Origin of the sequence: Spiroplasma endosymbiont of Monopis laevigella, assembly GCF_964019975.1 — a bacterium.
Lineage (GTDB): Bacteria > Bacillota_I > Bacilli_A > Mycoplasmatales > VBWQ01 > Spiroplasma_E > Spiroplasma_E ixodetis_A.
Genome location: NZ_OZ026473.1, coordinates 654,765 through 677,323, shown reverse-complemented (window position 1 = coordinate 677,323; position 22,559 = coordinate 654,765). Strand labels below are relative to the sequence as shown.

Annotated in this window: 24 protein-coding genes, 1 tRNA gene and 1 pseudogene; 6 read left to right on the top strand and 20 right to left on the bottom strand. The window is 23.4% G+C overall.

Annotated elements, in window-relative coordinates:
• Positions 1 to 9: 9 nt before the first annotated feature.
• Both AACK94_RS03785 and AACK94_RS03780 read right to left on the bottom strand, forming a co-directional pair.
• The gene (locus AACK94_RS03785) at positions 10 to 771 is read right to left on the bottom strand and encodes a DUF3196 family protein (protein ID WP_338976280.1); all 762 of its coding nucleotides are present in this window, start codon (positions 769 to 771) and stop codon (positions 10 to 12) included.
• A 36-nt stretch (positions 772 to 807) separates the two neighbouring features.
• A tRNA-Arg gene (locus AACK94_RS03780) sits at positions 808 to 883 on the bottom strand.
• 290 nt (positions 884 to 1,173) lie between these two features.
• Between AACK94_RS03780 and AACK94_RS03775 the strand changes: the two genes are divergently transcribed.
• From AACK94_RS03775 to AACK94_RS03760, 4 genes are all read left to right on the top strand, one after another.
• Complete coding sequence (locus tag AACK94_RS03775; protein ID WP_338976278.1) at positions 1,174 to 1,629, top strand: hypothetical protein; 456 nt, start codon at positions 1,174 to 1,176, stop codon at positions 1,627 to 1,629.
• Between the two features lie 193 nt (positions 1,630 to 1,822).
• On the top strand, positions 1,823 to 2,407 hold the full coding sequence (locus AACK94_RS03770) for a hypothetical protein (RefSeq protein WP_338976277.1): 585 nt from the start codon (positions 1,823 to 1,825) through the stop codon (positions 2,405 to 2,407).
• Positions 2,408 to 2,727: 320 nt separating this feature from the next.
• A complete protein-coding gene (locus AACK94_RS03765) occupies positions 2,728 to 7,077 on the top strand; it encodes a PolC-type DNA polymerase III (RefSeq protein ID WP_338976276.1) in 4,350 nt (1,449 codons plus the stop codon).
• Between the two features lie 32 nt (positions 7,078 to 7,109).
• Complete coding sequence (locus AACK94_RS03760) at positions 7,110 to 7,925, top strand: Pr6Pr family membrane protein (protein ID WP_338976275.1); 816 nt, start codon at positions 7,110 to 7,112, stop codon at positions 7,923 to 7,925.
• A gap of 253 nt (positions 7,926 to 8,178) precedes the next feature.
• Here the strand turns inward: AACK94_RS03760 and AACK94_RS03755 are convergent.
• A pseudogene (locus AACK94_RS03755) lies at positions 8,179 to 8,325 on the bottom strand (IS256 family transposase); the annotation flags it as partial.
• On the opposite strand from AACK94_RS03755, the gene AACK94_RS03750 reads away from it, so the two are divergent.
• Both AACK94_RS03750 and AACK94_RS03745 read left to right on the top strand, forming a co-directional pair.
• Positions 8,280 to 9,710, top strand: a complete 1,431-nt coding sequence (locus AACK94_RS03750; protein ID WP_338976274.1) for a hypothetical protein — start codon at positions 8,280 to 8,282, stop codon at positions 9,708 to 9,710. The pseudogene AACK94_RS03755 and the gene AACK94_RS03750 sit on opposite strands and share 46 nt — an antisense overlap.
• A gap of 244 nt (positions 9,711 to 9,954) precedes the next feature.
• Positions 9,955 to 10,197, top strand: a complete 243-nt coding sequence (locus AACK94_RS03745) for a hypothetical protein (protein WP_281749131.1) — start codon at positions 9,955 to 9,957, stop codon at positions 10,195 to 10,197.
• Between the two features lie 3 nt (positions 10,198 to 10,200).
• Here the strand turns inward: AACK94_RS03745 and AACK94_RS03740 are convergent, their stop codons facing one another.
• The 17 genes from AACK94_RS03740 to AACK94_RS03660 all read right to left on the bottom strand — a co-directional run bounded on the left by AACK94_RS03740 (position 10,201) and on the right by AACK94_RS03660 (position 22,546).
• Positions 10,201 to 11,061: a hypothetical protein gene (locus AACK94_RS03740; protein WP_338976273.1), complete on the bottom strand. Its 861-nt coding sequence runs from the start codon at positions 11,059 to 11,061 to the stop codon at positions 10,201 to 10,203.
• 184 nt (positions 11,062 to 11,245) lie between these two features.
• Positions 11,246 to 12,217 carry a hypothetical protein gene (locus tag AACK94_RS03735; protein WP_338976272.1) on the bottom strand — a complete coding sequence of 324 codons (972 nt, stop codon included), beginning with the start codon at positions 12,215 to 12,217 and terminating at the stop codon, positions 11,246 to 11,248.
• Complete coding sequence (locus tag AACK94_RS03730; RefSeq protein ID WP_338975553.1) at positions 12,168 to 13,409, bottom strand: hypothetical protein; 1,242 nt, start codon at positions 13,407 to 13,409, stop codon at positions 12,168 to 12,170. The genes AACK94_RS03735 and AACK94_RS03730 overlap by 50 nt, the downstream gene beginning before the upstream one ends.
• Positions 13,410 to 13,554: 145 nt before the next feature.
• Positions 13,555 to 15,633, bottom strand: a complete 2,079-nt coding sequence (locus AACK94_RS03725; RefSeq protein ID WP_338975590.1) for a hypothetical protein — start codon at positions 15,631 to 15,633, stop codon at positions 13,555 to 13,557.
• Positions 15,634 to 15,698: 65 nt separating this feature from the next.
• Positions 15,699 to 17,339 carry a hypothetical protein gene (locus AACK94_RS03720; RefSeq protein ID WP_338976271.1) on the bottom strand — a complete coding sequence of 547 codons (1,641 nt, stop codon included), beginning with the start codon at positions 17,337 to 17,339 and terminating at the stop codon, positions 15,699 to 15,701.
• Between the two features lie 14 nt (positions 17,340 to 17,353).
• Positions 17,354 to 18,538 carry a hypothetical protein gene (locus AACK94_RS03715; protein WP_338975556.1) on the bottom strand — a complete coding sequence of 395 codons (1,185 nt, stop codon included), beginning with the start codon at positions 18,536 to 18,538 and terminating at the stop codon, positions 17,354 to 17,356.
• Positions 18,539 to 18,555: 17 nt separating this feature from the next.
• Entirely contained in the window at positions 18,556 to 18,933 is a 378-nt protein-coding gene (locus tag AACK94_RS03710; protein WP_338975557.1) for a hypothetical protein, read from the bottom strand.
• Positions 18,934 to 18,946: 13 nt separating this feature from the next.
• Complete coding sequence (locus tag AACK94_RS03705; RefSeq protein ID WP_338975558.1) at positions 18,947 to 19,126, bottom strand: hypothetical protein; 180 nt, start codon at positions 19,124 to 19,126, stop codon at positions 18,947 to 18,949.
• 34 nt (positions 19,127 to 19,160) lie between these two features.
• Complete coding sequence (locus AACK94_RS03700) at positions 19,161 to 19,319, bottom strand: hypothetical protein (protein WP_174480523.1); 159 nt, start codon at positions 19,317 to 19,319, stop codon at positions 19,161 to 19,163.
• A 16-nt stretch (positions 19,320 to 19,335) separates the two neighbouring features.
• Positions 19,336 to 20,097: a hypothetical protein gene (locus tag AACK94_RS03695; RefSeq protein ID WP_338975559.1), complete on the bottom strand. Its 762-nt coding sequence runs from the start codon at positions 20,095 to 20,097 to the stop codon at positions 19,336 to 19,338.
• Positions 20,066 to 20,332: a hypothetical protein gene (locus AACK94_RS03690; RefSeq protein ID WP_338975560.1), complete on the bottom strand. Its 267-nt coding sequence runs from the start codon at positions 20,330 to 20,332 to the stop codon at positions 20,066 to 20,068. The genes AACK94_RS03695 and AACK94_RS03690 overlap by 32 nt, the downstream gene beginning before the upstream one ends.
• Positions 20,325 to 20,636 (bottom strand): hypothetical protein, encoded by a 312-nt coding sequence (locus tag AACK94_RS03685; RefSeq protein WP_338975561.1) that lies wholly within the window; start codon positions 20,634 to 20,636, stop codon positions 20,325 to 20,327. The genes AACK94_RS03690 and AACK94_RS03685 overlap by 8 nt, the downstream gene beginning before the upstream one ends.
• A gap of 137 nt (positions 20,637 to 20,773) precedes the next feature.
• A complete protein-coding gene (locus tag AACK94_RS03680) occupies positions 20,774 to 20,932 on the bottom strand; it encodes a hypothetical protein (RefSeq protein ID WP_174480528.1) in 159 nt (52 codons plus the stop codon).
• A gap of 3 nt (positions 20,933 to 20,935) precedes the next feature.
• Positions 20,936 to 21,229, bottom strand: a complete 294-nt coding sequence (locus AACK94_RS03675) for a hypothetical protein (RefSeq protein ID WP_338975222.1) — start codon at positions 21,227 to 21,229, stop codon at positions 20,936 to 20,938.
• Positions 21,183 to 21,656, bottom strand: a complete 474-nt coding sequence (locus AACK94_RS03670; protein WP_338975223.1) for a hypothetical protein — start codon at positions 21,654 to 21,656, stop codon at positions 21,183 to 21,185. The genes AACK94_RS03675 and AACK94_RS03670 overlap by 47 nt, the downstream gene beginning before the upstream one ends.
• Before the next feature lie 8 nt (positions 21,657 to 21,664).
• Complete coding sequence (locus tag AACK94_RS03665) at positions 21,665 to 21,826, bottom strand: hypothetical protein (protein WP_338975224.1); 162 nt, start codon at positions 21,824 to 21,826, stop codon at positions 21,665 to 21,667.
• A 207-nt stretch (positions 21,827 to 22,033) separates the two neighbouring features.
• Complete coding sequence (locus AACK94_RS03660; protein WP_338975225.1) at positions 22,034 to 22,546, bottom strand: hypothetical protein; 513 nt, start codon at positions 22,544 to 22,546, stop codon at positions 22,034 to 22,036.
• Positions 22,547 to 22,559: the final 13 nt, after the last annotated feature.

The following is a 22,559-nucleotide window of genomic DNA, read 5'->3' as shown; positions in this document are numbered from 1 at the left end:
AATCTCTCCTTATGTAATTTGTTGTTGAATCATAATACTTAAGTATTTTTTTATTAAAGTAGTAGTAGTTTTAAATTTTTTAGCACTTTCTACCAATTTTACACTAATAAATTGGAAACTACAAGCACGAATATACAAAGCAGCTGCTAATTCTGCTGCTTGATTTTTATTAGGTAATGTTGGAAACAAATTCTCAAAATAACTATCCAATAAAAAAAAGCAAATACCATAAATACCTGGATTATCAATATGAACTTCATCTTCAAATATTTTTGTAATCTTTAAATAAACGAGTGATTCTTGTCATTGTGTTATTTTTTTTGGATTAATTTTAAATGTATCATGACCTTTTATTACTTCTATTTCTTCATCAATACCTTGATTATTTAATATAAATAATAGTTGTGTTTTATTTATATTATTTATATTTTTATTTGTAAGATAAATCTTAATTGTTGGCAAAATTAACCTAGCATTATGACTTTGTAAATAATAAAATGCCACCGGATGAAGATCTTCATCAAATGGATTCATTAATACATGACTTATTCTCTCTAAATTTCACTCATGACTTTCATTTTTACTATTTAATCTAATATGAGTAGTAATATTATGATGTAACTCTTGTAATGTAACTTCATGATGAATAGGAATATAAGGCATCTCTAATTCATGTTTGACCAACTTCATTGCTTGATCTCATTTATTTTCACTAATGAGGTGGTTAATTTTACCAATAATGTCTTGATAATAATTGTCATGATTTATCATTATTTAGTTAAACCTTCTTAGTATTTTAAAATTTAATGGCGCCCACGAGAAGATTCGAACTTCTGACCCCCGCCTTAGAAGGGCGGTGCTCTATCCACTGAGCTACGTGGGCATAACATTTACCATAAGTAATCTTAACTTGTTTGATTAAAAAATGCAATTATTAATTGGCTACTTTTCAATAAAATAATAATAATAATAATAATATATTTAATATTATTTTGATATTTCATTATGTACCTTTAAGTAATATTTTTTTTTAAAAAAAATAAAATATTTTCATTTTTTTATATTATAATATTTTTTGTAATTTAATAATTGTTCATTACTAATATAGAAATTATTTCTATATTAGGATTTTTATTAAATTAAATATTGAAAAAGAAAAGGAAGAAAAGTATTATGCCTAGTGAAATAAGTACAAAAAGAAAAGTAATTGCTGGTGTCACAATAACTACAGGAACATTAACAACAACTGCAGGAATAACAACAGCTTGTGTTGCTGCAGCACCTATGACTGGTGGTGCTTCATTATTACCAGTTGCTATTGGTACAACTTTAATAGCTGGTGGAATGGCTACTACTACAAATTTTGGAAGAAAAGAATCAAGAATTAACAAATTTTTAAGAACAAATCCTACTATCCCCACAGTAAGAGTATCAAAAGAAAATGTTAATCCTAATGACATTAAAGAATCACGATTTAACGAATTTTTAAGATTAAGTGGTTTTGTTTCTACAAAAAAAGTATCAAAAGCAAATATTACTCCTGATTACATTAGAGTATCTAATGAACTAGCAAATTCATCAAAAGAACCAGTTATGAGAACCAGAAGTTTAACAGTAACTTCTGTCTAAAAAAAACAAATTACATATTCATTTAAAAAATATTAAATTATAATTCATAAAATGCATAATATAACAAAAATAATTAATTTATATTATAATTATTTTATAATTTAATAAATGTTCATACCTAATATAGAAATAATTTCTATATTAGGATTTTTATTAAATTAAATTTAAATGAAAAGGACAAAGATTAAAAGATATGCCTACAGAAAATCAAATATTATTTAGCAAAGCAGAACTTAAAGGACTTACTAAAACACAAATACAATCATTTACAAACACTGTCAATAAACAAGAAATTGATAAATTTATTTTAAGTATCATTAAAGTAAATGATAATAATGGGTTACCAATTTGAAGACAATTATTGCAACTATTAAGCCCATATCAAGTTTCAACAATTAATTCCAACTTAATTCCCTTATTTACAAAAAATAATTTACTGCTTTATGCTTTTTCAAAAAAACAAATGAAAGCACTTACAAAAATACAAATACAAGCATTTACAACAGAACAAATAAAAAATTTCAGTTATAATAAGTTTTCACTACTAGAAAAAGGAATAAGAAAAGCATTAAAAACAATTAATAATCAATTAACAATAGAATATGATTTTTATGAATTTAAATTTCAAATTGAATCATTAACTCCAAAACAATTAGAATGATTTACTTCTAATCAAAAGGCAGCATTTACCAAAGAACAAATACAAGTGTTTACAAAAGAACAAAAAAAATCTTTTAATAAACCATCTATACAAACAAGAAATCAACAATTAAATTAAAATTTTAATGTGAATAATATAAATGCTATTTTTGAAACCGAAACATTACCTAAAACAAATAATCCAATAACACCTTCATGATAAAAAGTAATGCCTAATATTTAGGCATTACTTTTTATTGTAATTAAATTATTTTGTTTTTATTTTTTTTTATAACTAAAATTTCATACTTTTTTTATATAAGAATAAGAATAAGAATTTTAATTAAGTTATAATTAAAATATGAAATTTGATTAAACATTAGAATAATGATTTAATATATTTTAATTAAAATATATTTATTATTGTTAATTATTTAGTATTAAGAGAGGGAAAAATATATGAACCAAGATTTGCAAAAACTTTTCCATGAAATGGATTTTAATGATGTTAATAATGAATTTAATCATGCCACTATTAAAAAAGTACAATATTTTCATCATAATCAACAAGTAATAATTACCATCAATTTACCTAATTTTCTAACAACTACTACTTTAAAAAGTTTTGAACAACATTTTGAAAAATTACCTGTTTCGAATATTAGTGTCGATTTTAATGTTTCTCTTACTGCTGATGAATCAACTGTATTAACATATTTTCATTATATTAAAACTCATAAATTGCAACTATTAGCTGGCATTTATTATTCTTTACCCGACTCAGCAATTAATTATAAAAATAATATTATTACCATTACTATTCATAATAGTATTGAAGAGAAATTAATAACTAATGAATTTTTACAATTTATTAATTACTTTCAACAATATGGTTTTAAAAAAATTCAATTAAAAACTAAAATAAATAAAGCAGAGCAACCATTTATTAGTTATGAAAATGAATCTAAAACAGAAATTAGTAAAATTACCAACAATTTAAAAACTAAAATTACTAAAAATAATGTAAGTAAAAATTTTAGTACCACTACTTATCGCAAAAAAGCAAAAGTTAATTTAGAAATAACAGACCCAACTCATAGCATTAAAGATATCATTGGCGACGAACCCAATATTATTATTAGTGGTAAAGTTTTTAAAATTAATAAATTTTTAACCAAAACTCAAAAATGATTTTATTCATTTTGAATTACTGATTATAGCGATGCAATTACTTGCAAAGCATTTATTAATAGCGATCAACCAGATGAGAAATTTGATAATATTAAAGTTGATGATTGAATAAAAATTAATGCTAATAGTCGTTATGATAATTATAGTAAAGAACAAGTACTATGAATTGATGATTTAATTATCGATTTAAATAATAAAAATGCTAACAATAATGATGATGCTAAAACTAAAAGAATTGAATTTCATACTCATACTAAAATGAGTGCTATGGATGGTATTACTTCAGCAAGTGATTATATCAATCAAGTAGCTAAATGAGGACACCAAGCAATTGGTTTTACTGATCACTTAAATGTACAAGCATACCCAGATATTGCTAATGCTGCTAAAAAACATCCAAACTTAAAAGTAATGTATGGTGTTGAAATGGATTTAATCCCCGATAATATTAGTATTACTAAAAATAATATTAATACATCATTATTAGATTTAGAATACATTGTTCTTGACTTAGAAACAACTGGTTTATCAACCAATTATCACGAAATTATTGAATTTGGTTATACAATTGTTAAAGACAATATGATTTTAAAACAAGATACAATTTTAATTAAACCAAATAATCCCATACCTGAACATATTACTGAACTTACTAGTATTACCAATGTTATGCTAAAAGATAAACAAACATTACAACAAATATTGCCAACAATTATTGAAATAATTGGTAATAAAACAATAGTTGCTCATAATGCTAACTTTGACTTTGGTTTTTTACAAGCAGCAATGAAACAATTGGGTTTCATGCCTTTAAATAATCCTGTCATTGATACTTTGCAATTATCTAGAGCAATTCTACCACAACTAAAATATTATCGATTAGGTACTATTTGTCGTACTTATGGCATTAAATATGATGATGAAATTGCTCACCGTGCTGATTATGATGCTAATGTATTAGCCCAAGTATTTTTAAAAATGTTACAACAATTAAAAACAGAATTTAATTGTATTAATTTACAAGAAATTAATAACTTAATTAATGAACAAATTAATTATAAACTTCGTGGTGAACATATTACTATTTTTGCAAAAAATCAATTAGGTTTAAAAGATTTATATCAATTAGTTTCACTATCTCATACAAAGTATTTTTATAAAACACCAAAAATCATATCAGAAGCAATTAATGAAAATAGAAAAGAATTATTAATTGGTAGTAGTTGTATAAATGGTGCTGTTTTTGAAACAGCATTAAATAAAAGTGAAGAAGAACTAATTAAAATAATGAAGTGATTTGATTTTATTGAAATCCAACCACCTGCTGTTTATAAACACTTAATACAGTTAGGAAATATTACTAAAGAACAATTACATGATACTATTAAAAAAATTATTAATAATGCCCTTAAATTAAATAAATTAGTAATTGCTACTAGCGATGCCCACTATTTACATCCCCATGAAAAAATATATCGTGATGTTATTATTAATAGCAAAGCAATTGGTGGTTTATTGCACCCATTATTTGATCGTAAAGGTAAAGTTACATCATATCCTGATCAACATTTAAGAACTACTAATCAAATGTTAACAGAATTTAATTTTTTAGATGACCCTAATTTAATTAATGATATTGTTATTAATAATCCTTTGCAATTAGCTAAACAATTTGAAATGATTAAACCAATCAAAGATGGCTTATTTACACCAAGTATTATTAATGTTGATACTAAATTACGTAATCTTTGTTATGAACAAGCATGAAATCGTTACGGTAATCCATTACCAACATATGTAGAAAAACGTTTAACTCGTGAATTAGATGCAATTATTACTCATGGTTTTGCTGTTGTTTATTGAATTGCACACAAATTAGTAGAAAAATCTTTACAAGATGGTTATCTTGTTGGTAGTCGTGGCTCAGTTGGTTCATCTTTAGTAGCTACTTTTGCTAACATTACTGAGGTTAACCCACTACAACCACACTATTTATGTCCACAATGTAAAACTAGTGAATTTATTAGTAATGGTTTTTATAAGTGTGGTTATGATTTACCAAAAAAAATGTGTTCACAATGCAATATTGATTTAATTACTGATGGTCATGATATTCCTTTTGAAACATTCTTAGGATTTGATGGTGATAAAACACCTGATATTGATTTAAACTTTTCTGGTGAATATCAAAATAAAGCTCATGATTTTACTAAAGAAATGTTTGGTGAAGAAAATGTTTTTCGTGCCGGAACAATTTCAACAATTGCCAATAAAACAGCTTATGGTTATGTTAAAGCTTATGCAGAAAAAATTGGTCAATCAGATATGCGTGCAGCAAAACTAGAGTTACTAAGTCAAGGATGTGTTGGAATTAAAAGAACAACTGGTCAACATCCTGGTGGTATTATTGTTGTACCAAAAGAATATAATATTAATGATTTTACACCAATTAATTTTCCAGCTGATGATACTAGTTCTACATGAAAAACTACCCACTTTGATTTTAATGCTATTCATGATAATTTATTAAAATTAGATATTCTAGGTCATGTTGATCCAACAGCATTAAAAATGTTAGAAAATTTAACTGGTATTGATCCAAAAACAATTCCTAATCAAGATGAAAAAGTTTTATCATTATTTTCTAATTTAAGTTCCTTAAATATTACTAGTGATGATTTACTTGGCGAAAAAACAGGAGCAATTGGTATCCCTGAATTTGGTACTGGTTTTGTTCGTAAAATGTTAAGTGATACATTACCTACTTCATTTTCTGAATTAGTACAAATATCTGGTTTATCACATGGTACTGACGTTTGATTAAATAATGCTGATGAATTAATTTCACAACAAGGTTTAAAACTAAAAGATGTAATTGGTTGTCGTGATGATATTATGACTTATTTAGTATATCAAGGCTTACCAGCAAAAATTGCTTTTAATATTATGGAAGATGTCCGTAAAGGAAAAGGCATTAAACAAGAATATGAAAAGTTAATGCAAGAAAAGAAAGTTCCTAATTGATACATTCAATCTTGCAAAAAAATTAAATATATGTTTCCTAAAGCACACGCTACTGCTTATGTATTAATGGCATGAAGAGTAGCTTGATTTAAAGTTTATTATCCACATGAATATTATGCTACTTATTTTACAACAAGATGCGAAATTTTTGATATTAAAACTATGTTACAAGGTATTGGTGCTATTACTAATAAATTAAAAGATATTAATAACAGATTAAGAAAAAATGATGGTCAAAAAAATACAGTTACTACTAAAGAAAAAGATTTAATCCCATTATTAGAAGTGGCATTAGAAATGAATGCTAGAAATATTAAATTTAGCAATATTAGTTTAGAACATTCTGATGCTAAACTTTTTCAAGTTAAAGTAATAAATGGTGAAAAACAAATTTTACCACCATTTATTACTTTAGATGGATTGGGTGAAATTGTGGCTAATTCAATTGTTAAAGCAAGGAGTGAACAAGCAATTACTTCAAAAAATGATTTACAACTACGAACTAATATTACTAAAACTAATTATCAACTATTAAATAAGTTAGGAGTATTAGAACATTTAGAAGAAAATACACAATTAATGTTAGAATTATAATACAAAGAAAAAAGAAAAGATGTGGGATTATTATGTATAAATTAAGTAACAAAGCCAACTTTTATATACGTTTATCTGCATTAATAATGATAATTTTATTTTTAATTATTGATTTAATTAGTGCAATATATTATCCAATGGAAAAATTTGAACATTTAGGATATGGTGAACGAGTAAGTAACTACTATGCTTTTTTTACTACTGAGAGTAATTATATGGTTGTTATTTATTTTTGTGTTTATTTATTTGATTCTTATTTTCGTGGTACTAAACCAAGTTTTCAAACTCGATTAGCAGTAACTGTTTATATTACTATTACGATGTTAGTATTTTGAATAGGTATTTTCACTGCTGAGCAAGATCCAAAACAATACAGTGCTTATAATTGAATTACAACATTAATTTTACACTTATTAATGCCAATAATTATGATTACTAGTTTTATTGTTACGTCAGGTCATCAATATATTAATATGAAACAACAACATAAAATATATTTATGATTAATTGTTATTTATCCAGCAATTTATTGTATTGTTATTCTAATTAGAGGTCATTTACGTTATTTAGATTTTATAGAAACTGGTCATCCACCAAGAGATACATGATATCCATATTTTTTCTTTGATTATTCAAATGGCGAATATGGATGATTAATCGCTGCTAGTGCTGTTGTTTTTGTTTTTGGTTTAGTTTTCAGTTTACAATATTTTTATATTTGAATTAATAACTTAATGTTCAAACGTTATCAAACTTCTGAACATCGTTTATATGATTTTTATCAAAAAATATTACGTCAACTTAATAAAAAAAAGAAAAGCAAAATTAAAAAGAAAAGAAAAAAGTAAAAATTTAAAACATATCTTATATTCCTTACATGATAAATATTATGGGAGCGTACCGATGTTGTCAATAATATTCAAATTTGTCTTTAAATTATAAGATTAGACGAGAATCAATATGCAATTGTATGTTAATCTTAACACTTGTAAAATATTAGTCAACAATAATACTTACTTTTATAACTCAAAAATTCTTATTAAATTTTACTTTAATAAGGAGGCTTTTTAATAATCTGTGTATCTTTGTTTTACAAAGTTACTAATTTAGATTAATTCTGTCTTCAAATTTTATCATAAAATGAGCAATTGCTGTATTTCAATTTTGAATAGGCAATGTTCATTTTTTTGTTATATTTTCAATTGCCAAGTAAAATATTTTGAAAACTGCCATATCATTTAGATACATATAATATTAATTTATTACCTAATAATCCACATGGTATTAAATGAAAAATAACTAAGGATGGTGGATGTATTATTTTTCCTAATAATCAACAAATTGACTTTATTGGTTATGCTAATGGTAATAAGATTTTTGGAAAAGAAGCCGGTGGTTCAAGTTTTTTAGGTTCAAGAACAGATGAAATTATTATGGCAGAAGAAAAAGAAACACTAACAGAAAAGCAATTAACATATCGATATGAACGTTTACAAAACTCTATGTTTAGAAGTAATCGTATTAAAGTATCAAAAGAACCTATTAAAGAATGAAGTTGAACGTTTATTGATAAAAATATATATAGTCCTAATTTTGGAAAAAAAATTACTAGCTATTTTTATAAAAGTTTCTTTATTACTTTTACATGTAATCCTTATGATAAATATCATCCATTTTATTTAAAATACTGTACGCCATTTTTACCATTAAATGATAAAGTGATGGAAAATCTTAAAAAAAATGGCAAAATTTATTATGAAAATCAAGATATGTTTAGTGGTTTAGGTTTATTTGTTTTAAGATTTACTATTCAACCATTTTGAAATAAATTACCAGATATTCAAAAAAGAACATTATTAGAAATGAAAAAAAGTAATCCTGATGAATTTAATACTGTTTTTTATGGTTTTGAATTTTTAGATAGTGATGCAACAATTTTCCCATTTCAAAAAACTGTAAAGTGCTGACAACCATATGATTTAAAAGAATTTTATAATTCAAAAAAAGATATGTATAAATTTGATTTTTATTCAGTTGGTGTGGATTGAGCAACTGGTCATAAAGACCATACTGTATTTATAGTAGTGGGTTTTAAAGAATATAATAATACTGGTTATTATGATGCTTATATTATTTGTGAATTAGTAGTTACTCCAAATGATTTTATAAATGAAAATGAAAAAATTAATGCTTATGTTAATGAAATTTTAGGATTAATTGATAATTTTGAAAATTTTGAACAAGCAATTTATTTTTATGATGATAAAGCACGAACTGCCATTGATTGATTAAATCAAAAATTAATAGATGAACATAATACTATTTTAATCACACAAACTGCTATTAAACATGCTTCAAATTTAAATCAAGAAGCAGGATTAACTAATAGAGTAGTTTGAATGAGAAACATTATGAGTTATGGAAACTTTTATGCAAATAAAGATGATTTACCAAAGACTACTCAATGTTTAGAAGAATTACGTTATGACCAAACCAAAACTAACATTCCTGATAAAAATATGTATCAAGACCCGTATGATGGATTATTTTATGCATTGTATCCATATAAAAATGTAATTAGGGGTAAAAATAATGCTACTGTGAAAAAAAGCATCTTCACATTTGCCATATAATAAACAACTACAATATCATTAATAGTATAGGTATCACAAAATAAACGCCTTTTATTTAGGCGTTATTTTGCGTTTAAAAACGTACTTGTAAAAATAATCAAAAATAGTACAGTTTATAAGTAAAATCAAGGAAAAAAGGAGTAATTTAATATGAAAACATGAATAAAAGCAAATTTAAGTAAAATAACATTAGCATTAGCACTAACTGGTGCTACAACTGGAACAATAGGATTAATCATGGGAGGTGCTTACCCATAATCTTAGTGGACTTAAATATTATTTAAATTCATATAAAAAACCTATAATGGGTGTTCAGAAAATATGAATGTCTGACATTCATGGTATTTCAGTTTCTATAAAAAGTGAATTTAAAATATACTTTGCTGATAATCCTAAAAAAACAAAATTTTATAATGGTGGAGATACTATTGAAAGAATAGATATACCATGAGATGGCAATTATCCATATGGTTATTTTAATAAATAACATTTAAATTTCTAAATTAATATAAGAAATATTTTCATTATATTTGTCAAATAAATTAATATTAGTTAAGTTTATTTCTTGTTTGTCAGTTATTAAAATTAAATAATAATTACCAGCACCAAATATTCCACTAATTTCAATCCGATTTAAATTATTAATTGGATTTTTAATTTGCAATTCAAATTCATTTTTATTATCAATTTGTAATATCTCTTCATAAAATTCTAATTTAGAAAATAATTGAGATTTATTTGAACCATATAAATTTAAAGCATTCTCAATTTTATTGTTACTAATAATTACTCTTGTAAAGTATTTTCCATATTCGCCATTTCCTAATGTTCAATCTGCTGGAATTAATGACGGAATATTATTGCTTTCTAATTCATTTGTAATAGATAATCAATTAAATTGATTATCATCAAGTTTAAATAATTCATTTTGACTAATATCATTATTTTTTAATTTAATATTATTCATATCTGTAAAATCAAAATATTCAGATTTTAGTATTACTTTTACATCTTTATATTTTCAACTATTATCCTTATTAGAATGTATAGGATTTGATTTTAATTCAAAATAATAAGGTAATAAAATTTTATTATCATCATTTAGACCTTTATTTATTGATAATGTTGAATAAATATACTTTGATAACATAATAAATACTTGTTTAAATATTTTAACTTGTTGCAAATTTATGTAATTTGGATAATCAAGTTCTCATTTTCTAAATAAATTAGTAATAACTTCATCAGGTTTTTGACCTGAGAATTTATCACGTAATTTTGCTATTTCATTTTTATCATCATAATCTGCGCCATCAAAATTACGATTATAATTATAGGTATAACTTAGCATATCTAATAATAATTGTTGTAAGCTATCAATAGTTGGTGCATCTTTAATTTCAATTTCAATATCATTAAATTTATTATTAGTTGCAATATAACTATAAAATTGACTTTCACCTACAAAATCTCAAACTTCTTTATCCTTTAATTCTTTTTGACTTTTTAATGGTCATTTACCACCTAAAACATTACTAAACTCATATCCTAATCAAGCATGAGTTTATTCTTGCATTATTAATAACTTCTCTTCTTGTTACAGAACCACTACTAATTTTAATTAAATCTAAAACTGATTTTTCTTGTCCGATAAATTGTTTTGCTAAATTTCAAGGTAATATTTGCTCACTAAATCATTGTTGTAAAATTCTAACTTTTGGTTGAGTTTCAATAGGCATTGATAACAGCGGAAATGCTATCTTATTTTTAACAAATAACTTTGGGTATACTTCCATATTGTCAACTTCACCAAGTACCTTTATATTGCCAAAAATCATGCTTCTAGGGGCTTTAATTTTTAAACCAGTAACTTTTGTATCTTTATCTAATGGTTTTTGTAATTTAATAATGATTGGATAACCATCTCTTGTTTTAAAATCTTTAATTTTAATAATAGTTATACTTTTAGTACTTCTAGTTTTTGGATTTTGATAAGGTTGTGAATAATTATTAATTATATATAAATTATCAATATTATTTTCAGTTAAAGGTTCATTTATACTAACTGCACATAACTTAAATTGATTTAATAAATTTATTTCTTGAAATATTAAATTTTTAATATCAGTCATACTATATTCAATTGTATTATCATTAATATTAGTACTTGCTCTTTGATTTAATTGCATAGTAAAATCAGATGTTTCAACAGCAGTAGTTTTTAATACTTTATCAATATCAATAAAACCTATTTTAATAGTATTTGCTGAAAATTTTAAACTATTATTTTCATTATTTTTAAATAAACGTTCAATTTCATAAATATATATCGTTCTTTTTTTAAATTCATCATATGCTCTATTAATATCTGGGTCACTAGTAGCACGCATCATATTAGTAAAGTCATAAGGAATGTTATCAATTAAATAATCATTTTCTACTTCTGCTTGATTAAGTTTAGTTTGTTTCTGTGGAAATTTCGTTTGTGGTTTGTTGTTGTTTTCCATTGTTCTCTCCTATTAATTGGTTATTTTCGGGATTAAATAATTTTAATTTAACTGTTAAATTATTAATTTCTTGATCATCATTAATATTAAATGTTTTACTATTTAATAAATCTTTATCTACACTTACTAATATTTGAATAAATTTAAGAATATCAATATTAAATTGTCATAATTTTTGTTCAATATAATTAATAGTTGAAATATTTACTGCTGTACTTTCGGGAACTGATTGTTGTGCTGATTTCTTTTGACTTGGTATATGAATACCACAACGTTTAAATATTTCATTAACATTTCAATCATATATATCAGTTAAATTTTTACCTTTAAAATTACTATTTGTCATATTGATATTTTCGTTTTGTTCATTATTATCTCCACCGCTTTTAAATATGTAATTTTTAGTAACTAATGTTCTTACTGCGTCTTCTATTAAAGATTGAACATTGCCATAAGTTTGACTAAATATAAATTTAGGTGAGTTTAAAATAGTATCTAAAACAATTTGTTCATAAATAACATCTAATGCTTTAATTTTATCCATTACTTTATTACAATCTGCTAGCTCATTTGCTTTATTTCTCATAATTGCTATTGGTATATAGTTAATATTTAGTGTTTGTTCTTGTGCTAAATTAGGGTTATTAATGAATGATTTAAAATCTAATGGAAATTGTTTTTTATTATCACTAATACTATAAATTGCACGATTAATAGTTATTTGTTCATTATTTAATGTATAAACTTCAAATAATCTTACCATTTGTGCATTTTGTTCATAACTATCATAAAAAATAGTACATTCAATTAATTTACCAGTAATATCATAAACTCTTTGTTGTATATCTACTACTTGAAAATATAAGTCATCATTAGCAATATAAATTAAATAAGCACTAATTCCTAATTTACTTAATTTAAAAATTGAATTTCAATTTTTTCTGTAAAATTCTTGTTGAATTAAATATTGTTTAATAGTTTCATTATTAATATCTAATGGAGCATTATATAAATTAGCATTATTTTCTGCTACAAAATCAGTGAAATAAGTTTCATGGTTAAAATCATTAAAACCAAAATAATTTAAAATTGAAGCATGAGTACTTTTATTTTTATTAGTTAAAAATTTTACTTTTTCATTTTGATTATCACTAATATTACTTTTTTCTTTTCTTTTAAATAGACTTAACATAATATTCACCACCTTTTTTTAAAATATTTGATTAATTTTTAATACAATTTTTATAATAATAAATATAATTAAACCTGCTGTTGCTGATGATAAAATTACTCCTATTAAACCTAAAATAATTTTTATAATTTTAAAAAACATAATATTATTCCTGTAATTCTTCTAATTTTTTAAAAATATAATCTCTACCCATACCCCGCATTATTCTATTATTATAAATATTAATTTCAGTATCCGCATTAACATTATTATTTGATATTCATAAACTACTTTTTAAAACATTTGTATCTAATTGATAATAAAAATTAATTATTTGTCAACTATAATTTTTATTATTTTCTTTACTAGTATAATCACCAAAACTATAATATATTCTATAATGTGTTTTATCTTTAAATATATATTCTATATGTGTAATATTATTTTTATCTACTACGACTTTACCTACTTCTTTTCAATTTGAACCACTTGGACTGGGTTGTGGTTGTTTTTCTAATATTTCATTAATTGCTTGTAATAATTTTTTATTTTGAGTTTTTAATAATTTATATTCATTATTTTCTAATAAATCTTTACAAAGTAATGAATTTTCTTCATCATTTAATGCAATTTCATTTGTTTCAGTATTATATTTAAAATAATCATTTGAAAATTTTTTATCTTTTATTTTTTCTTTTAATTCATTAATAGCACCGGCAATAGTTTTATCAGTAGTTTCTAAATTAGGAATTTCTGCACTAATAGCATTTATTTGAAATGCAATAGGAAATTGTGATTTTACATCTTCTAATTTTTTATCTACTTCTTCTTTTTTATAATAATCAGATAAATTAGGAATTTTATTATTGATTTCATTAATTGCAGGAACTATTTGTTTAGAAACTTTTTGTAAAGCATCATCATTGATATTTTGCTTTTTATCTAATAAATTATTAGTTTCTAGTTTTGTGTAATAATCATGTTCAGTACTTTCTTCTGTTATAAATTCAGTTGGTGTATCTATTCCTTGATATTGATATATTTCTTGTATATCACCAATTAAATTAATTTTTCCACGTTCAGGATAGGAATTACCTCCACCACTAAATTTTTTATTTCTATTGTCATAGTAAATAGTTCCAATATTTAAAATATTTTCATTTTGTATTTGTTCTTTATAAGTCATGGAATCAACATTTAACAATTCAAATTCATGAAAAATATTATTTAAATAAATTTTAATTATTTTATAAAATTTCATAAAGTTATTTTCTGTTGAATAGTGATAACTGATTTTAATAAAATATCATTTCAACATTTCTATATTATTATTTTCAACTTTTTTTCATAAAGGACTAGTTTCAATATTAAATCAATTATTTTTGATATCATCAATGTTTTCATTTGTTTTAGTTAATTCACTATTTAATTTGGTAATTTCATTTTCATTAGTAGTAATTCGTTTTTGTTGTTTAGCAGAAAAATCACAAGTTGGTGCATGAGTAAAATCACCAATTTGCGGATTATTTTGTAATGCTTCTGGTGGTAATGTTCCAATTTCATCTGGTCAATCTAAAATCATTGTTTCAGTTTCTTTATCATAACCAGTTGCAACATAACCTTTATTAACAAATTTACTAATAGGACCTCTATATATTTCATTTTCATTATCATCAACTAAATCATCATATAATTTAATTTGTTTTAATAATGTAAATTCTTTTTGTTCTTTAATTAATTCATCAACTTGATTTCTAGTATAAAATGCTTTTAAGTCAATTTTTTCAACATCTATTTCATCATTATTATAACTTGAAAATATTTGTTTTAATTCTGTTAATCTTGCTCATATTTTCATTCTACTAGGTGCTAAATCTCAAACATTAATTGTAGGAGTACTATTTGCACTAAATTGATTACCATTATTAAATTGAATAGTAGCATCAACATTAAATTCAATTGGTGTACGATTAAATACTCAATGTTCAACCATAACATAAACCATATCTCTTAATGTTTCTTTAATTAATTCATCTTTAAAACTATCAAAAGGAAATTTAGATAAAATAAAATCAAGATAAGCATTAATATCATTTTGCGCGCGAATAGCAAAAGTTATAAATCAATCATTAATATTTGATCATGTTTGTATATATTGTTGTGGAGTTTCTGTAATTTTTCCAGTTAATGGATATCAGTTATTATAATTTTCAAGACTGACATCAGTTCAAAGTTTATTAATCATAATTTATCATTCCTTAAAAAATGCTTGTTTATAATGATGAGTATGTTTTTTTGTTTTTTTATGTGTTATATGTTCAATTTCTTTTTGTATTTTATTTTTTTCTTACTTTTTGTTACAACTTGACTATATGCAAACTTTTCTAAATGATGTAATAATCCAGTACCAAATAAAGTATTAACACTAAATTTTAAACCAACATTTTTAAATGATTTGTTAATATTTTCAATAGGATTATTAATAACATTTACTACTTTATGATAAGTTCTAATAGTTCTAAATATTTCTCTATATACTTTAAAACTATCTCTAATTACTTGTTGCACCACTGGTGGAGCAAATGCTATTGCTTTTAATCATTTATTTTGATTAACTCCATAACCAATGTATCAACCACTATATCAACGATATCAATGGAATGGATGTATTTGAGTAACAAAAGTTTTTGCTTTAAGAATACTATCAACAACTGTAATTGGGTTATATTTAGGATTGCGATGATAAATAGTAATTGCACATTTATCTAATGACAAAGGTTGAATTTTACAACCCATAAATACTGGTGAATTTAATGGAATTAATTGTGCGTGTTTAATTGCTCTTTTTTCTGCACTAGTAAATAAATCAGTTGCTTTTTCTTTTAATTTCTGAATTTTTTCAAATACTTGTTTTTCTAACTTTTCAAATTTTTCTTGTAATTTATATATACTTTCTCGTATTTTTTCAAAATATGGTGTATCTTTTCAAAATTTATTTAAACCTTTTTTTAAATAAAATCAAATATCAAAATATTTAAAAGTTTGATTTGCTTTTAAAACAAGTTGATGAATAACATTATTTTTAAAATTAAATTTAATAGCATTAGCACGAATTTTTTGTAAATCTAAAATTAAAGTTTTTCCATATCTATTTTCTGTATGTATTGTATGAACTAAATTTAATCAATCATGTTGATTCATTTTTAATACTTCTTTTAAATCAGTATTAAATTTTTTTAAAAAGTTATTTGCTTTTTCAATATCTTTAATTTTAAATTTAGGAGTTAATTGTGGACTTAATTTTATTAATGTATTTTGTAATAATAAGTGTTCCATTAATTTTTCTGTTTCTAGTTTTTGAAAATTATTCTTATATTGTCTTTCAGCAACATATCCTAAATCTCGTAATACTGTTTCACGATTAGGAGTAAAACTATACTTCATTAAATAACGTTTATTACCAATAATTTTATCTGTTAAAATTTCTTTTCCACTTACTTGACTAATAATTTCTTGTAAGTTTTTTGCTTCTTTAATACCAACTTGTTCTAATGTTTTAGTTTTTTGTGCTAACTTAATAAATTTAGTTGTACGATAACCACGACTAATTTTATTAAGTCCAGCAAATGCTGGTAATATATTAAAAAAAGTATTTAATGGTGTTACATTTCCTTTTAAATAATCATAAACTTGATTAATAGTAAAATCAGTTAAAAATTCTACACCAACAGCACTAATACTAGCAATTAAATCACTTGCACCTAATCCAAGTGCTAAATCTTCACTTAAACCACCAGTAAAAGGAGCAAGTGCTACTACTATAACTTGTACACCAATCATTTCTAAAATTTCTCATCATAAACTTTTATGTTCTTGTTGTTGACTAATTCTGGTATGTTTGGGTTTATTTATTTTTAAGAGTGTGGCTGTATTTGCTGTACCAATAGGCATAATTAATGTCCTTATTATTTAAGAGTTATTTTTATAGGATTTGTTGAACCTTGATAATTTGCATCATTAATATCTGCAGTAATAATTACATATAAATCTCCTGCTTTTTGATTTTGATTACTTACATCAGTTTTGCCTTGTGCATCACTAAAATATTTAATATTTGCATGTACTAAATCTAATGCTGGATTCAAACCAGTAATTTCTCTTGCATTTTTTATTGCTGTATCTAGTAATTGATTTTTTCTATTCGTATTAGCAGTAATATCAGTTGTTAAAATTGTAAGTTTACTACTTAAATCTGTTTTAGTAATAATTCCACATAGCATTCAACGTGATGTTGTTTCTTTTTTTGACATATAAGGAATTGATTGACCTAGTACTTCACCACCAACTTTATATGCTCTACCAAGTTTGCCATCAGCAATTTCTTGAACATAAACAATTGTTTGTTGTAACATATATCTTTTCATTGCTCTTGGTGTTGCTAAAATAAAAGGTATAATTTGTTTTTTATTTTCACTATCAGTAAATGTCATATAATCATCCATTACAATTTGACATAATACACCTTTTATATATAAATCATTACCATTTAATCTTAGTTGTTGAGCAATTTGGTTATCTGTAATTAAACCTTTATTATTAGCCAAATAAACAATAGTATCATAAAGATTATTTGTAATAAAGAAACGACAATTTGCACTATTTCTTAATTGAAATAAAGTATTTCAAGCAGATAACATTGCCTGTATATGTCCTGTTGGTGATGTGTCACTAATTATTACTTTAGTTCCGTTATCGCTAATTACTTGTATATCATCAGTTGCTAATTTATCTGCTAAATCATTAGCGACTTCATATTGCATACTTTCTAATAAATTTTGTCCATTTTCAGCATTTAAGTCAACTGCTGCAATAGTTTCACCAGCAACATATAATTTTTCAATTATTTTTGGAATAGTATCAGTTTGTGCATAAGTTACATCTATTCTTTGACTTTTATCATTTCATGCAATAACTTTAATTGATGGGTCTTTCGGAACTTTAATAATAAATTCTATTTTAGTAGAATTAACTATTTCAATAGGAAAAAAGTTTGCTCATGGACTATTTGATTGTTTGAAAAATTCAATAAATTCTGGTGCTTCAACTAGTTTTTCTGTATTATTTAAGTTTGTTTGAATATTAATTGCCATTTTTATTTTCCTTTCTGTTATAAATTATTTTTCTTTTTATAATCCAATAAACTACTTTTTATTGAATTCGATTGATTTGTTAATATTGTTTCTTGTTTACCACCTGTATTAATTGGTTCTTTAAATACTGGTTGTTCTTTAATCATTTTTTTAATAGTGTCTTCTACTTTTGAATTTTCTATATTACTTGTTTTAAATTTTAAAAAATCATAAAATTCTTTTTTAACTTGATATTTTTTAAATATATTAAGCATTTCTTTTTCTTTAATTTCTTCATTAAGTTTATTTAACTTATTTTCTAATTCAACAATCTTAGTTTCTTGTTCTTTTTGCAAATCATTATTTTCAGTTAAAGGTTCAGTTGTTTCTTGAACATTAGTTTCATTTTCTAACATTTACATTACACCTTTATTTATTAATTTTTTCATTTAATTTTGCTAATTTTTTTTTATGTTTTATTACTTTATTATTTGCTCGAACATGTTTTGGAGTTGTAATAAATCGTTTAAATCAAACAATTAATTCTCTGCAAATTAATGTTCCTACACTTGTTCCAATAATGATTAATTCATGCAATAATTCTTTCATTTCAATATTTTCCTTTCAATTATTTATTTTTTAATTATTCGTCAAATTGACCACCATTAATTCTTTCAACCATTGACTGATAATTACTTATAATAGTTACTAATAAAGAAATTTCTTTATTTAATTGTTCCATCCTTTCTTTATGTATTTTTATTTCGTGATTATAATATTCAATTAATTTTTCTTTATTCATAAATTACTCACCTCCTTTATAAACTGTCATAATATGTAGTTGGTCTATATACTGGTGATATTCTATCTACAACATCATTAATTAATCTTGCATTTTCACTAGTAAATGTTGTTTCTTGCATTTCTTCAACATGATTAGTTGTTTCCATTGGTAGTAAATTATGGATAATTTCAGATGCACCAGCAATAATAGTCGGAACTGCATAAGCATTCATAAAATCATTATTAATACCCATAGCAACACCACTACTAATCAAACAACCACCAGTTGCCATATTTGCTATTTTACGTATAGTTTCAAATTTACTTGGTATTAATTCTGTAATTCCAGCAACCAAATTTGCAATACCATATGAATTTAAAGATATATAAGTATCTCAATCCATTAAAGATTGGTCATTAACATTATTATTAGTTACTGATAATGTTAATGCTGGTCATGGCGGAGTTTCTGTAGTGGTTGTAGTTGGGGTGATAGGATTTATTGTTTCAGTAAATTTACTATAATTTGCTAAACCAATTGTTCCTAATCCTAATGCTATTTTTTTACTTGAATTTAATAGTTTACTTTTTAAATTTGGCATTTGATTTAAATTTCATATATCAATTCCTAATTTTTTAGAAAATAATAAAGCATTTATACTACCTAATATTGGATTACCAATAAGTTGACCATAGTATGCAGAAGTTCCTATCATACCAAATAATGGACTTGCTCCAGTTCTTATTAATTTTAATAAATTGTAATTACTTGATTGTACAGTTATGTCATTTGGCATTTTCTTCTACTTTCTGTTTAATAAAAACTTCTATTCAACCTTGATAATTAAAGTTATCTCCAACTAAAATTGCAGTATTAGCATGTGGTTGAGAAACAATTAAATATTTAGCAATAACATTGGGATATTTTCATAAAATCAATGCTTTTATATCATTACTATCTGTTAAATCTTTGGGATTTGGTGAAAATATTTCTATTTTATCTTCACCAAATAAATCTTTTAATTTAATCATTATCAAATTCTCCATTTTCAATTCTTTCTTTTAAAGAAAAGACATATTCTGTATAAGTTCTATGTGGATTTTTATCATTTATAATTTCATCGATATCTAAAATTAATTTTTCTTTATATTCATTAATATATTTTTGGGCAATTTTTCTTCTTATATTTTCAACTTTTATCATATGTTTATCACAAAAATATCTTACTTGAACATTATCTTTATCTAATTTTGTTGGTAAATTATTACAATTTGTTATATGTTTACCAAGTTCATTAACTTCACTAAAACAACATGGTATATTTTCTTTATTCATTATCAATGTTTCCTAAATTTCTTCAACTTCTTCTATTTCATTTATTAACTGATTCTAATCAACAACTATTACAGGTATTGGATAAAAAGTTTTCTTTTACTTTATTGTACATAGAACATTTATCTTCATATTTCATATTATTTCTCCTTATTTTCAATTTGATTAGCAATTTCACTTAATATTTTTAATACTTTATATTCATTTTTTAATTCTTTACTAATAAATATTAAAAATATTATTAGTGTTATGCTTGTTATTAATATTGGTACTATTAATAAAATTTTTCATAATATCATTTTTTACTCTTTTCATTTTTTAAATCATTTAACATTTATTGAACAAAATGCACGATTTTTAGGAATATTTAAAGTGTTAAAAATTTGACCAGTTACAATAATTTCATCGTTTTTGTTTAATAAAATACAGCGTCTATAAAATTTTGGGTTGTTAAAAATTAAAGTAACATAGTTTAATCCATTTCATTGACCTCGAACACTATAATATAATTCTTTATTACCTTTTTCGTAATATTTTGTTTCAATAGTGTTACTCAGTTTTACTGTTAATTTGACATAATTGGCTTTCTCTTTCATTTTTATAATTCCTTAAATAATATTTAATATGCTTATATGCATCTTGTTCATGTTTTGTTAATTTTATATTTCCTTTATAATTTTCTATTTTGTTTTTATTTTTTGGTTCACTTTCTAAATAATCTCAATTCATAACATCTTCTGCTAATACTATTAAAGCACCAATAATTTTAGGAGTTGCTAATGGATTTGTTAATAATTGTTTTGAATTTAAAAAGAAATTTTCTACAATAACTAATATTTTTTTATTATCAAAATGTTTTTTAATTAATAAAAAGTATTCTTTAAATAGATTTTTGCTTTTTAAAACTGTTTTAGTTTTAAATGTTTCATTAAAAACAATATTATTAGTTTCATTTGAGTATATAATAATTCCATTACTACCAATACCAGCAGGGTCAATTCCAATAATTAAGTCATATTGCATTAATCAAATTAACCTCTAACAATTGTTTTAATAATTTCTAAATCACAATTACTTCAGCAATATTTACATTCTTCGATAAACTCTTTATGTCCACAAACTAAATTATTTTTTTGTAAACTATCAATTTGTTTGATTAATCCTACTTTATATTCAATAATCTTTTTTTCCATTATGTAAATCATCCTTTTCAATTATTTTTGCTGTTTGTTTAAGGTATTTAGGTATTTTGTTATAACAACTGTCACATATTAAATAAGGTATTGGTCAATTTTTATATTTAATAGTTTTAGTAGAATTATTAATACATTCTTTTCAAACTTTATCCATACAAACTCTTAATTCACATTTTTTATTTTTATTATTCATAGTTTTTTTCTTTATAAATAAAATATCTTTTCATTATGAGTTAAAATATGTTTATAAGAAGTGACTATATAATTAATTGACAAATCATTATGGTTATATGGATTATTTAGTTTAAAACCTTTTCTGTTTTCTTCTCATGTAACATTATATTTAAAACAAGGATTAGTAATCTTTGTTTTACTATCAGTTATTTCACCAATAAATCAACTATTATGCTGTTCATAAAATGTTAATGGTTCAAGTTTTATATCATTAAGATAATATTCTTTGGGTGTTTCTGGTTTATTAACAGTTATTTTCTGTTCAGAAATATATGGTTCTAATAATTTTGTTAATTCATCACCATTTAATTCTCTTTTAATATTTTCAGAATTAAAAACCCAATATGTGTAATTATTATCAACAATAAAAGAATTATTTTTAATCATTCATTTTGGAAGTGATAATTTATATTCAACATAATCAATAAGAATAGATTGTGGTTTATCTTTAACAATTTGTTCTTTTTTAAATTCTATTTGCATAATAATCCTTTCC